The sequence below is a fragment of the Gillisia xinjiangensis genome (assembly GCF_046298265.1).
In the GTDB taxonomy this organism is placed as follows: domain Bacteria; phylum Bacteroidota; class Bacteroidia; order Flavobacteriales; family Flavobacteriaceae; genus Gillisia; species Gillisia xinjiangensis.
Genome location: NZ_JBKAHK010000008.1, coordinates 52,284 through 64,356, shown reverse-complemented (window position 1 = coordinate 64,356; position 12,073 = coordinate 52,284). Strand labels below are relative to the sequence as shown.

Genomic DNA, 12,073 nt, shown 5'->3' with positions numbered 1-12,073 from the left:
ATTGACGTTTTTTCTTCGTTCCTTTTTAACCGCAAGCACGCCAAGAAAAAAAACGCCAAGGACGCAAAGAAAAATTGATGATTCAAAATGTACCAACTGGATAATTATTGAATAGGAAATTATAAAGGAACTTCTTGACAGAAGTGCCGAATTGAATAGCAAGATTTTGCGCCCTTTGCGGTTAAAGTAAGCACCTTTCTACAATTTCCTAAAACAGGATAATAGAAATAAAATGAACTACTGAACAATTTTATTAGGTTCATTTTAAATTAATGTGGAAATTTTTTAATCATCATTTATGACGCCAAACCTGCTTATATTATTTGACGGTTTTTCCAACTTCAGGGATTGGGCATGGATCATGAAAATCAATGTTCTTTTGATTTTACTCTTTTTATTTCTCACACTATGCCTTGTGACATTCATAATAGGAACTCGTCTTTTTAAAAATTTCCGGAATTCAAAGAAGAAAAAGCAGGAAAATTTGCTCATAGATTTTTTAAATTCATATTTGTTTGATGAGGATTTTGAAAAGCAAAAGGAGATTAAAAATTTCAAAAAAAATCATTTAAACACAGGACTTGAGATAAAGGTCACTATAAAAGAGATCCTGCAATTTCATAAAAACCTGAAAGGAGAATCTGCCACAGCGCTGGAGGAACTTTTTTTAAAATTTCAACTGGATCATTTTATTCTCAAAGACCTGGATAAAAATAGTTGGTATAATACGGCAAGAGCTATCTATGCCCTTTCAGAATTGACAATAGAAGTTCCTGTAAATAAGATAGAACCCTATTTAAACGATCAAAGAGATGAGGTGAGGCAGCAAACCCAACTTTATTTTATAAAAACAGCAAAATCCAATCCTATACAATTTCTGGACAAAACAAAACGCCCGTTAACCACCTGGCAACAAATTTATATTGAAAATGCACTGAAGAATTTTTATGATGGACCAACCCCCGATTTTGCTCGGTGGTTAAATCACGAGTTAATAAGTGTAGTGGAATTTTCAATACGATTGATCTCGCGGTATAATCAATTTGAAAATATACCCAAACTGATTCCATTCCTCAATCACGGGAAAGAGAGTGTTAAAATAGAAACGATACGGTCTTTGCGAAAATTGGGATATGAAGAATTACTGGGTTTAATAATCCCCAATTTTGAAAAGGAAAATTTCCTGATAAAAAAGGAAATTTTAAAAACTATAGAACAGCTTGGGGACTATGATGATCTGCAAAAAGTTGGACCATTGATAGCTGCTGATGAATGGGAACTGAAAATAAAATATCTGAATATAGAGCGGTATTTTTTGCCGGAGGAAACAAAACGAATAAATTTAGAAACCATGCTTGAAAAGGAATTAAAAATTTAAATGGGTTCCTCTTTACATCAAATAACAGAGATAGCAAGCTGGCTATTTTTAATCTACGGCTCAATTATTTGTACCGGGTATCTTTTTTCTGCGGTTTTTTCATTGATTGAAATTAGGGATTACAAACGAAGAAATAATTTTGTGGATGAGACGGCTATGTTGCAATCCTTGAATTTACCCGCTATTTCCATCCTGGCACCTGCCTATAATGAAGGATTGAATATTGTGGAAAATGTTCGCTCCCTTCTCACCATTAATTATCCTTCATTTGAAATTGTTATAATCAATGATGGAAGCAAGGATGATTCGCTCAAGAAGCTCATTGAGGAATATGAATTGGAGAAAAGGGATGTTTTGCATCATAGTTTCATTCCAACAAAAACTATAAGGGGAATTTACAAATCCAGGAACAAAGCTTTTAAAAACCTTACGGTTGTCGACAAGGAAAACGGGGGCAAAGCCGATGCTTTGAATACGGGAATTAATATCTGCAAAAACAGTATTATTTGCTGTATAGATGTAGACTGTATTCTTGAGCACGATGCGATGTTAAAGCTCATAAAGCCATTTTTAAACAATGAGAAGAAGGTAATTGCTTCCGGTGGGGTTATTAGGGTTGCCAACTCCTGCGTGATTGAAGATGGGCGAATTATAGAAGTGAAATTACCCAAAAAATTTATAGCCAGGGTCCAGGTTTTGGAATATTTCCGCGCATTTTTAATGGGACGCATGGCCTGGTCCAGAGTGGATGGATTGTTACTTATTTCCGGAGCTTTTGGAATGTTCGATAAACCCACGGTTATTGAAGCGGGAGGTTATAATACAAAAACAGTAGGGGAGGATATGGAATTGCTGGTTCGAATGCGTAGAATGATGCGCGAAAAGAATGTTCCTTATACCGTTGGATTTGTCCCGGATCCTTTGTGCTGGACAGAAGTTCCCCAAAGCTGGAAGGTCCTTCAAAGCCAACGCAACAGGTGGACACGCGGAACTGCTGAAACTCTCTGGATCCATAAAAAAATGCTGTTCAATCCAAAATATAAGATCCTGGGAATGCTCAGCACGCCATTCTGGTTTTTCTTTGAATGGCTGGCACCTCTCTTCGAATTTTTGGGGATCTTATTCTTTTTATTTTTACTGTTGTTTAACCAGATCAACTGGATCATCTTTTTAACCTTTTTTCTGGCGATCTATAGTTTTGCCTTTTTATTTTCAGTAACGGCCTTGTTTTTTGAGGAATATTCTTTTCAGCAATACACTAAGCCCAAATATATTTTCAGACTTATAGGAACAGCCTTGCTCGAGCCTTTATTATATCATCCCGTTATAATGTGGTCTGCGGTTATGGGGAATTTTGACCTGATACGAGGAAAGAAAAAATGGGGAGTCATGACTCGGGCGGGTTTGACAAATCCGGTTAAAAAAAATAAGGATTAAGAAGATTGATGGAGTAGAGGAGTTAGATTCTATGAATGAGCAGCTTGTATAAAATTCGAAAAGAAGATTGTCGCTTTCATGGAAATTGTCCATAGCATTGAGATATTGAAAAATCATCCGAAAAATAAAAGACAAATAATGTCAGATAGTGCAGCATATATAATACTCAAAAGGCTAAAGCAACAAGGATAAAAAAGCAATGTTGGATATTTACATAGATTTTAACTCATCATTCTACGAACCCCAGTATACGAGATGCTTACTTACGGTGATGCGATAGGTGTACAAGGTCAGTTTTTGGCGGAGCTGTCGTATCGTTTGTAACCAGTTTTGGACCACTTAATTTTAATAGCACTTATTTGTTCGGAATCAAGTTTAATATTTTCTAAAATCTGAAATCCTTGTTTTCTGTAAAATTCAGTTGGAGTTTTATAAAATTCTCCGTCCGCTTTTATGTAATTATCCGAGTCTATTACCCACCCATTTAATTCTTCGTTGGCTTCTTCTGCCTTTATAATAATTTGTTTTCCCAATTTTCTTCCTTGAGTCCCAGAACTTAGAATTGTTAAAAACCACCTTTCATTACCTCTAACAAAGTCAAAATGCCAACCTTTAATTTTATCATTTCCATCGATTAAAATGCTGTAATTCTGATCTTTAAGCTTCTTCATATATTCATTTATTTCCGAAATATCTTTGAACTGAAGATTCAGTGGATATTCAGTATTCCAGAGGTCGATTATAGCATGTTTTTGATCTGGCCGTGGGCGAAAATTTGAATTATTACATCAGAGAGTACTTAGTGCTTCGTACCCATTATCGCTATTATACCGACGATTGGGGAATGGATTCACATACGGCAAAGATAGAATTGCCTGTTAAAGTTGGTCACGGATTTACCGTTTATCCTTCCTACTGCTATTACACCCAAACTTAGGTCGATTATTTCGCGGCTAATAATTAACATCTTTCCACTGAAGAATATTACACCTCAGATTATGACCTGTCTGATTTCAATGCAAATCAGTATAGAATTGGAGTTATTTATACCATTATTTTTACAAATTTTCACATCTGGAAATTTGGAATGAAAAGCATTGATATGGAATACAACAGATATGACCGGAACACCAGTTTTAATGCGAATATATTTGCTGTTTGCTTCAAGTTTGTTCAGGATTAATTTTTAACTTAGAGGGTATCAAACCTGCCTGAGTTACTTTGTTAAAATTGAAATCAATAAAAACCTTAAATAATGAATGATGCACATTTACATTTAATAGTCAACCATTTTCCAATTGTTGGTATTAACATCGGCCTGCTTGTTTTAATTGTTGGATTCCTGTTAAAAAATCCACAGGTAAAAGCCACATCCCTCGGTATTTTTATTTTTAGTGCCCTGGCAGCCATTGCCGCAAATTATACGGGAGAAGGAGCAGAAGAAATCGTGGAAAAAATTCCAGGGATAAGTGAATCGTTTATTCACGATCACGAAGAATATGCAGAACAATTTTTCACCTTATCCCTGATTTTAGGTGGTGCCGCTTTAATCACCCTATTCCTTCAAATAAAAAAATGGGGATTAGCTGCCTACGGGTATATCCTGGTAATTATCCTTACAATTTCCTCCTTAGTCTCTGCATATTACGTAGGAGTTAGTGGTGGAGAGATCAGGCATACAGAAATTCGTGAAACTTCAAATTTGGAAAATCAACCTGATTTCATTAAATCTGAAGAAAATGATGATTAATCCTGCAATGTCTAAAATAAGTTCTGGCATGAATTTTTAATTCAACAAATATTTTTATCGGGTTGGATCCTCATCTTTTGTATAATCATTGAATAAAAAGCGCTATTGATTTAGGGCTTGCTGAAAAAGTAAAATCCTATAAAAATATGGGGACTTTGAGCTTTTTATATTTGAAAAAATGCAAGGTTTTCACTATTTTTAAAGAAAAAATTTTGCATTTAAGTTCAATCACATCCCCCAAAATCAGTTAGACATTTTTAAATTTAAAACAGAATTTGAAAGCAAATTAGACCCAATAATAGGTGGGAAAAAAATGGCAAAAATCAGGGAGTGGGATGAGTTTGTGATGATTTACGGTGAGAATTTTAGCAGCACAATTGGCGCTAAAGGCAATAACCCCTGCATTGTTATTTGAAGTTTGAATTTCTTCACTGTCTTCCCTGTTCAAAGCATTTCTGAATTTTACTTCCCTCGGAGGATATCCATAATATTGGTTAAAACAAGTATTAAAATATGAAGGAATGCTAAACCCAATTTCCATAACTTGGACGAACTGATAGGACAACTTATTAAAAATGACTTGCAAGAAATTAAAGTAGAATATAAAAAAACTGGGAACGAAATAGACATTCATACGATTTTAACAGCCAAGAAAAAACAACCCCATAAAAACACCTACCCGTAAACAATGATTTCGTGCTTGGTAGGACAGGAAAGTTGTAAATTTAAAGTGCAGTTCTTCCTAGGAAGTTTAGTGGTAAAAATTTCTGCCTGCGTGTAGCAGCAAAACGTTGGCATCAATTTTACAAGGAGATAATAATTCAGATGAAAAAGATTATACCTTTCATGCTTATGGCGATAATTTCAGGACAAAGTTTTGGACAACTTCCTAAAAGTGCCGAGACCGTAAAAGTCAATGGTATTAATATGTATTATGAAGTCTATGGGGAAGGAGAGCCACTTTTACTTCTTCATGGTTGGACACAATCTACCGAGTTCTGGACTGAATATATACCTGCTTATGTCCAACATTTTGAAGTTTACGCCATCGACCTTCGCGGTCACGGTAAAACTTCCCAAATCACATCTGACTTCACAATAAAAGAATCGGCCAAAGATATTTTAGAACTCCTGGACCATCTAAAAATAAATAGAGTAAAGGCAATTGGATTGAGCTACGGTGGTCTAACGTTACTTGAATTGGCAAGGTCACACCCGGAAAAAATAGAATCAATAATTATAATTGGTACTTCTCATAGCTATAACGGAGCAGAAAATAATGAAGGTGATAATGCATTTTCTTATGAAAACCTTCCAACTACATTTATTGAAGAACTGAAAAAAATTCATTATAATAGTGAAACTCAAATCAGGGCCTTATTCGACCCAAACCTTAATTATCAAATTAACCTAAGCGATGAAGAACTAAATGCCTTCAACTTTAAGACTTTAATTATTCAAGGAGATCGCGATGAAATCCTAGGTGTTGATCCGGCATTTATATTATATAAAAATATTCCGAATTCAGCATTATGGATTGTTCCAAATACAGGACATATTGCTATTATTGGACCAAACAAGAAGAGTTTCTTAACAACCAGCCTTCAATTCCTTTCTTTAGACAACAAATAAAAACATTACCCAATAAATAATAAACGCTATTAAAAGGGTGGTTTATTCCATTGCAACGCTATTAACATATATTTTAAGTTAGATCCCTTCTTGACTTATATATCTATATTACAGATGGATTTTTTCCAGAAATATAAAATCAGCCTACAAAAAGGATTAAAGAAGGGCATTTAAAATTATAACCCTGAAAATACTAAAATTCTGTACTTGAAAGAAAAATAAAAAGGCTTACAGTTTCCTGAAAGCCTTGTTTTACTAGTAGCGAGAAGGGGGCACGATCCCCTGACCTCCGGGTTATGAATCCGACGCTCTAACCAACTGAGCTACCTCGCCATTTTATAAGGATTTCACGAACAAGAAAAGACTTAAAAGGCAAGCCTTCCTTCTTAGCGGGTGCAAATATAGAAACTATTTCAGTTGAGGCAAACATTATTTTCTGAAATATTTATTTTGTTTATTTTTTATGTTAGTAATTAATATTTATATTGCCCAAAACTAACAAATAAAGCATGGAAGATAAAGTTAAGTTCGAAATGGAATTTCCTATTCAGGCATCTCCTTCGTTATTATATCAATATATTTCAACGCCTTCTGGATTAAGTGAATGGTATGCAGATAATGTAAATTCCCGGGGTGAACTTTTTACCTTTATTTGGGATGGATCTGAGGAAACGGCCAGTTTGGTAAGCAAAAAAAACGGGGAACGAATCAAATTTCGTTGGGAAGATGATGCAGACACCCCATATTATTTTGAAATAAGGATACAGGTGGATGAAATCACTAAGGATGTTTCCATCATGATCACAGATTTTGCTGAAGAGGATGAAGTGGAAGAGGGGAAAATGCTTTGGGAAAACATGATCTCAGAGCTAAAACAGATCTTGGGTTCCTCCTAGATTTCGTTATTAAAAATACTACATTTGCCCCGTTTATTAAACGGGGTTTTTTTATGATAAATTTAAATGGGAATATAGTAGAAAATGAGCAGGCAACGATTACTGTTTATAATAGGGGTATAGCGTATGGGGATTCGGTTTTTGAAACGATTCGGGTTATAAGCGGAAAAATAATGTTCTGGGAAGATCATTATTTCAGGCTCATGGCATCCATGAGAATTATGAGAATGGAAATTCCTGAAAATTTTTCTCCAGAATTCCTGGAAGAGCAAATCCTGAATTTAATCAAGGAAAACCTCCTTGAAAATTCTCCGGTAAGAATCAAGTTTACGGTATTCAGAAAACAGGGAGGCTATTATCAACCAGAAACCCTGGACATCGATTATTTTATCCTGGCAGAGGAATTAAAAGATCCATTTTACCTGCTGAATTCTGATGCTTATGAAATAGAACTTTTTAAAGACCATTATATCATGAGCGGATTATTATCTACTATTAAATCGAACAACCGCGCTGTAAATGTATTGGGAAGTATCTATGCAAAGGAAAATCAATATAACAACTGTTTGCTGCTTAATGAAAATAAAGCCATTGTAGAGGCTTTAAACGGGAATATTTTTCTTGTAAAAGATAACAAGGTAAAAACCCCGCCTCTAACCGATGGTGCTTTGAATGGGATTACAAGAAAGCAGGTGATCTCGATAATTAAAAAAATGATGGATCTTGAAATAGAGGAAGCGTCCATTTCACCTTTTGAACTTCAAAAAGCCGATGAATTGTTTATTACCAATGTTATTGTTGGGATACAGCCAGTAACAAAATATAGAAAAAAGGAGTTTGGTGCAGAAGTGGCGAAAGAGCTACTTTCTAAACTTAACGTAAAGGCAAGGCTTGCTTAGTTGTAACTTGGATTTTCGGGAGCATTGGACCATAACATATAATCGCCGCCCAATTCAATCATTTTATCTTTCCAAAAGGAACGATAGGGACGTTCTATAATATCTTTTGCATCCTGGTGAGTACTTATGATCCATGCATTAGAGTTCAGTTCATCATTTAGCTGCTGTGCATCCCATCCTGAGTAACCCAGAAAAAACCGTATTTGTTTTTCAGTAATCAAATCGTTTAAGATCAATTCTTTTACAACATCAAAATTACCGCCCCAATAAATGCCATTAGCAATCTCGATGCTTTCCGGGATAAGCTCGGGCACCTTATGAATGAAATATAAGTTGTCCTGTTCTACGGGTCCACCATTATAAACCTTAAATCCTTTATCGAGTTCAGGAATCAGGTCATTCAAGGTAAAATCAAGAACTTTATTCAGTATAAAACCAATTGAGCCACTTTCGGAATGTTCTGCAAGCAAAATCACCGATCGGTTAAAAGATGCATCCCCAATGATTGAAGGCTCAGCCACTAAAAGTAGTCCCTTGGCTGGTTTTAAAGCTATCATAATTACTGTCTTTAATTAAATCTAAAGATTTAATTATTAAATTCAAATGATTTTATTGTTTTTTATAAAAAAAAACTCTCCCGAAGGAGAGTTGATTTTATTTTACTAATTACAAGAATTAGTTTACAGCTTTCTGCAAGTCTGCTCCTGCTTTAAATTTCACTACATTTTTTGCAGCAATTTTAATGGTTTTTCCAGTCTGTGGGTTTCTTCCTTCACGTGCAGCTCTTTTAGAAACTGACCAGGAACCAAATCCAACTAAAGAAACACGATCACCTTTTTTAAGGGACTTTTCAACGTTCTCTAAAAATGATTCTAATGCTTTTTTTGCTGCTGCTTTTGAGATACCAGCGTTTTCAGCCATTGCATCGATTAAATCCGTTTTGTTCATAATTTGAATTTTAAATTAATTGTTGGTTAAACATTCTGTTAATTTGCTTTACAAATTTATGTGGATTTCCCAGCCGTGCAAGTAATAACAAGGGAAATACGGATTTTTGTTGAAAACTTTAACATTTTGTTAATAAAATAAGATTGATTTTCACGAAAATTCATAGTTTCAGCAATCACAAGGCCTTAGAGAACTTTGGCTTCGGTTTCAAAATTATAGCCATTTAAAAGTTCTTTGGTGAGCATTTTTCGTTTTCCAGGTAACTGAATTTCCTTTAAAATTAAAAAACCGTCCTTAACAGCGACCTTCAGCTGTTTCTCCACCAAAACCAATTCCCCAACTGAAAATTTATGTGCTTCCCTGGAAATTTCAGCTTGATAAATTTTCATTTGGACTTGTTCCGCTCCATTTTTTAATTTGGTCCAGGCGGCAGGATATGGGTTTAGTCCCCTAATAAAATTATAAATCTTATTTATGGGAGCGTTCCAGTCTATCCTGGTATTTTCCTTTGTGAGTTTAGGGGCATCTTTTAATGCGATATCCGATTTCTGTTTCCTGGGAATCACTTCTTCATTTTGGATTAACTCAAGGGTCTCTACAACAAGATAGGCACCTGTTTGCATGAGCTTATCATGCAATTCGCCTACATTTTCATCTGCTTTAATTTCTATCTCCCTTTGAAGGATCATCGAACCCGTATCGATCTTTTCATCTATAAAAAATGTGGATACCCCGGTAACGGTTTCTCCATTTATAATCGCCCAGTTTATTGGAGCTGCTCCCCTGTATTGCGGCAGAAGGGAAGCGTGAAGGTTAAAAGTCCCATATTCTGGCAACTGCCACAGGACTTTTGGCAGCATTCTAAATGCTACCACGACCTGAATGCTTGGGTTAAGGGCTTTTATTTCTTCAATAAATTCAGGAGATTTTAGATTGACTGGTTGCAATACCGGGAGGGCCTGAGCTGTTGCATACTGTTTAACAGCGCTTTCCTGAAGTTTTCTGCCACGCCCGGAAGGTTTGTCTGGAGCGGTTACAACGCCTACCACATTAAAACCGGCTTTAATAATTTCTTTTAGTGTGGAAACCGCGAACTCCGGGGTTCCCATAAAAATTATCCGTAAATTTTTCATAAGTAGATTCTTATAATTTTTTTATTGGTCTCCCGAGCTATCGGAAGTAATTAGCACAATTTTATTGGTGTTTTTACGTGTTTCAGTTAAGCTCATCATAAATGTTTTAACTTATATTGATTGCTTGCATTAAGGTTGATAATATCCTTTTCCATCATCAACTTCAAAACCTTGAGTATTCCGGCTTCAGGATAGGGGAGTGCTGCCACAAGTTCTCTCGAGTTTTTCTCTCCAGATTCCAGCAATTCTATAATCCCAAGATACATCTGTTTTATCAAATCCTTTTTAAACTTCTTTTCCGGAGGTAGACAAACTGAACAAATCCTGCATTTTTCAGTATCTTTTTCTCCAAAATAATGCAGAAGTTGCTGGCTTCTGCAGGTTTTGTCATTTTCCACATAGGCGAGAATGGCCTCTATTTTAGCTGTTTTGGTTCTGAACTGATTTTTTATGTAATTTGAAAAAGGATAAATTCCGGTTTCATCCTCTCTTGGAATCAAAAATGTGATGGAAGCATCATTTTGCTGATGCTCAAACTCGACAATTTTATCTTTATGTAACCGATTTAAAACCTGAATAATTTCAGCTTCCGAAACAGTTGCTTTTTTCCCTACAGAAGAAAGATTTACAGGCATTTTATTTTCGAAAATCCCACCATAAGTCCGCAAGATCGATTTCACGATTGGGTCAAATTTTAAATTTTCTTCCAGGTAATGAAAAAGCTGTTTGTTTGAAATTATGAACTGTAGATGTGCCGATTTCTGATATTGTTGTGAAAGTTTTAGAATGCTTATCCTGTCCAGTAATTGCAGTGCATTGTATGCCTTGATTGAATTAAACTGATACCGGTTACAAAATTCTGCGAAATTAAAATCATGCGTGGTATCCATTCCTTCCCCATAAGCGATTTGAAAATAGGTGACCAGTTTTTTATAGATAAGGATCACAAATTCCATATCCGGAAGGGATTTAACAAACTGATTTTTAAGAAGTGGAATATCGCTTTTGTTTGTGATGATTGTTGCCGATGCAGCCTGATCGTCCCTTCCCGCACGTCCGGCTTCCTGAAAATAACTTTCTATACTTTCCGGCAGGTTGAGATGTACCACATTTCGTACATTCGGCTTGTCTATACCCATCCCAAAAGCATTTGTGGCCACCATAATCTTTACATCTTCCCTAAGCCAGGCACTAAGTCTTTTGGATTTCTCTTTTCCGGTCAATCCACCATGATAAGCAGCAACCTTATAGCCATAATATTCAAGTTCCCTCGAAATTTCCTGAGTTGCATTCCTGCTTCGCACATAAATGATTGCCGATTTGGATTTATCTTCCAGTAATTCCCGGAGCCTGTACATTTTATCTTCAGCAAAAAGAACATTAAATGCAATGTTATTTCGCTCCAGGGACTTTTTAAAGATCTTTGGGTTGGGAAGTAATAATTGTTTCTTGATATCCTCAACAACCTCCTTTGTAGCAGAGGCGGTTAACGCCATTACGGGAGCTTCGGGATGTAATTCTCTTAGAACTGAAATATTGAGGTAGGCCGGACGAAAATCATGACCCCATTGGGAAATACAATGTGCCTCATCTATCCCAATTAAATTTACATTCATTTGTTTGATGCGCTGTTGCACCAGTTCCTGTTGTAATCGCTCGGGAGAAAGGTATAGAAATTTATAATTTCCGTGAATGCAATTATCAAGAAGTGCATCCAAATCTGAAAAAGAAATTCCGGAAGTGATCGCCAGGGCTTTAATCCCTTTTTGCTGAAGGGTGCTTACCTGGTCTTCAATAAGCGCAACCAATGGGGAAATAATAATACAAATTCCATCTTTCAGCAATGCCGGAATTTGAAAACACAGGGATTTTCCACCTCCGGTAGGCAATAAGGCGATAATATCTTCTCCCTTATATGCTTCGGAAATAATTTCTTCCTGTAAAGACCTGAATGATTCGTGTCCCCAGTACTTTTGAAGTATGTGCTTTGCTTCCTGCAA

At 35.8% G+C, this 12,073-nt stretch carries 12 protein-coding genes and 1 tRNA gene; 7 read left to right on the top strand and 6 right to left on the bottom strand.

Annotated features, from left to right (window positions below):
* Positions 1-298: 298 nt before the first annotated feature.
* Both ACKGJN_RS13675 and ACKGJN_RS13670 read left to right on the top strand, forming a co-directional pair.
* Positions 299-1,378: a HEAT repeat domain-containing protein gene (locus tag ACKGJN_RS13675; protein ID WP_409540110.1), complete on the top strand. Its 1,080-nt coding sequence runs from the start codon at positions 299-301 to the stop codon at positions 1,376-1,378.
* Positions 1,379-2,815, top strand: a complete 1,437-nt coding sequence (locus ACKGJN_RS13670) for a glycosyltransferase family 2 protein (RefSeq protein ID WP_409540109.1) — start codon at positions 1,379-1,381, stop codon at positions 2,813-2,815.
* Between the two features lie 290 nt (positions 2,816-3,105).
* Here the strand turns inward: ACKGJN_RS13670 and ACKGJN_RS13665 are convergent, their stop codons facing one another.
* Positions 3,106-3,486, bottom strand: coding sequence for a GNAT family N-acetyltransferase (locus ACKGJN_RS13665; protein WP_409540108.1), 381 nt, complete (start codon positions 3,484-3,486; stop codon positions 3,106-3,108).
* Positions 3,487-3,590: 104 nt separating this feature from the next.
* Between ACKGJN_RS13665 and ACKGJN_RS13660 the strand changes: the two genes are divergently transcribed.
* From ACKGJN_RS13660 to ACKGJN_RS13650, 3 genes are all read left to right on the top strand, one after another.
* Positions 3,591-3,752, top strand: a complete 162-nt coding sequence (locus ACKGJN_RS13660) for a DUF3570 domain-containing protein (RefSeq protein WP_409540107.1) — start codon at positions 3,591-3,593, stop codon at positions 3,750-3,752.
* Between the two features lie 318 nt (positions 3,753-4,070).
* Positions 4,071-4,565 (top strand): hypothetical protein, encoded by a 495-nt coding sequence (locus tag ACKGJN_RS13655; protein WP_409540106.1) that lies wholly within the window; start codon positions 4,071-4,073, stop codon positions 4,563-4,565.
* An 825-nt stretch (positions 4,566-5,390) separates the two neighbouring features.
* Positions 5,391-6,197 carry an alpha/beta fold hydrolase gene (locus ACKGJN_RS13650; RefSeq protein ID WP_409540105.1) on the top strand — a complete coding sequence of 269 codons (807 nt, stop codon included), beginning with the start codon at positions 5,391-5,393 and terminating at the stop codon, positions 6,195-6,197.
* A gap of 259 nt (positions 6,198-6,456) precedes the next feature.
* Here ACKGJN_RS13650 and ACKGJN_RS13645 read toward each other — a convergent pair.
* Positions 6,457-6,530, bottom strand: a tRNA-Met gene (locus ACKGJN_RS13645).
* A gap of 176 nt (positions 6,531-6,706) precedes the next feature.
* On the opposite strand from ACKGJN_RS13645, the gene ACKGJN_RS13640 reads away from it, so the two are divergent.
* Together ACKGJN_RS13640 and ACKGJN_RS13635 are read left to right on the top strand one after the other, a co-directional pair.
* Positions 6,707-7,093, top strand: a complete 387-nt coding sequence (locus tag ACKGJN_RS13640) for an START-like domain-containing protein (RefSeq protein WP_409540104.1) — start codon at positions 6,707-6,709, stop codon at positions 7,091-7,093.
* Between the two features lie 53 nt (positions 7,094-7,146).
* The gene (locus ACKGJN_RS13635) at positions 7,147-7,992 is read left to right on the top strand and encodes an aminotransferase class IV (protein ID WP_409540103.1); all 846 of its coding nucleotides are present in this window, start codon (positions 7,147-7,149) and stop codon (positions 7,990-7,992) included.
* Here ACKGJN_RS13635 and ACKGJN_RS13630 read toward each other — a convergent pair.
* The 4 genes from ACKGJN_RS13630 to ACKGJN_RS13615 all read right to left on the bottom strand — a co-directional run bounded on the left by ACKGJN_RS13630 (position 7,989) and on the right by ACKGJN_RS13615 (position 12,073).
* Positions 7,989-8,549, bottom strand: a complete 561-nt coding sequence (locus tag ACKGJN_RS13630) for a YqgE/AlgH family protein (RefSeq protein WP_409540102.1) — start codon at positions 8,547-8,549, stop codon at positions 7,989-7,991. The genes ACKGJN_RS13635 and ACKGJN_RS13630 overlap by 4 nt on opposite strands.
* A gap of 118 nt (positions 8,550-8,667) precedes the next feature.
* The gene (locus ACKGJN_RS13625; protein ID WP_006990442.1) at positions 8,668-8,940 is read right to left on the bottom strand and encodes an HU family DNA-binding protein; all 273 of its coding nucleotides are present in this window, start codon (positions 8,938-8,940) and stop codon (positions 8,668-8,670) included.
* Positions 8,941-9,125: 185 nt separating this feature from the next.
* Positions 9,126-10,073: a methionyl-tRNA formyltransferase gene (fmt, locus tag ACKGJN_RS13620; protein ID WP_409540101.1), complete on the bottom strand. Its 948-nt coding sequence runs from the start codon at positions 10,071-10,073 to the stop codon at positions 9,126-9,128.
* 95 nt (positions 10,074-10,168) lie between these two features.
* Positions 10,169-12,073 (bottom strand): RecQ family ATP-dependent DNA helicase, encoded by a 1,905-nt coding sequence (locus ACKGJN_RS13615; RefSeq protein WP_409540100.1) that lies wholly within the window; start codon positions 12,071-12,073, stop codon positions 10,169-10,171.

What these genes read in the sequence shown, in the direction of transcription:
- ACKGJN_RS13675 (WP_409540110.1), top strand. Translation starts at nt 299, where the DNA reads ATGACGCCAAACCTGCTTATATTATTTGACGGTTTTTCCAACTTCAGG.
- ACKGJN_RS13670 (WP_409540109.1), top strand. Translation starts at nt 1,379, where the DNA reads ATGGGTTCCTCTTTACATCAAATAACAGAGATAGCAAGCTGGCTATTT.
- ACKGJN_RS13665 (WP_409540108.1), bottom strand. Translation starts at nt 3,486, where the DNA reads ATGAAGAAGCTTAAAGATCAGAATTACAGCATTTTAATCGATGGAAAT.
- ACKGJN_RS13655 (WP_409540106.1), top strand. Translation starts at nt 4,071, where the DNA reads ATGAATGATGCACATTTACATTTAATAGTCAACCATTTTCCAATTGTT.
- ACKGJN_RS13650 (WP_409540105.1), top strand. Translation starts at nt 5,391, where the DNA reads ATGAAAAAGATTATACCTTTCATGCTTATGGCGATAATTTCAGGACAA.
- ACKGJN_RS13640 (WP_409540104.1), top strand. Translation starts at nt 6,707, where the DNA reads ATGGAAGATAAAGTTAAGTTCGAAATGGAATTTCCTATTCAGGCATCT.
- ACKGJN_RS13635 (WP_409540103.1), top strand. Translation starts at nt 7,147, where the DNA reads ATGATAAATTTAAATGGGAATATAGTAGAAAATGAGCAGGCAACGATT.
- ACKGJN_RS13630 (WP_409540102.1), bottom strand. Translation starts at nt 8,549, where the DNA reads ATGATAGCTTTAAAACCAGCCAAGGGACTACTTTTAGTGGCTGAGCCT.
- ACKGJN_RS13625 (WP_006990442.1), bottom strand. Translation starts at nt 8,940, where the DNA reads ATGAACAAAACGGATTTAATCGATGCAATGGCTGAAAACGCTGGTATC.
- fmt (WP_409540101.1), bottom strand. Translation starts at nt 10,073, where the DNA reads ATGAAAAATTTACGGATAATTTTTATGGGAACCCCGGAGTTCGCGGTT.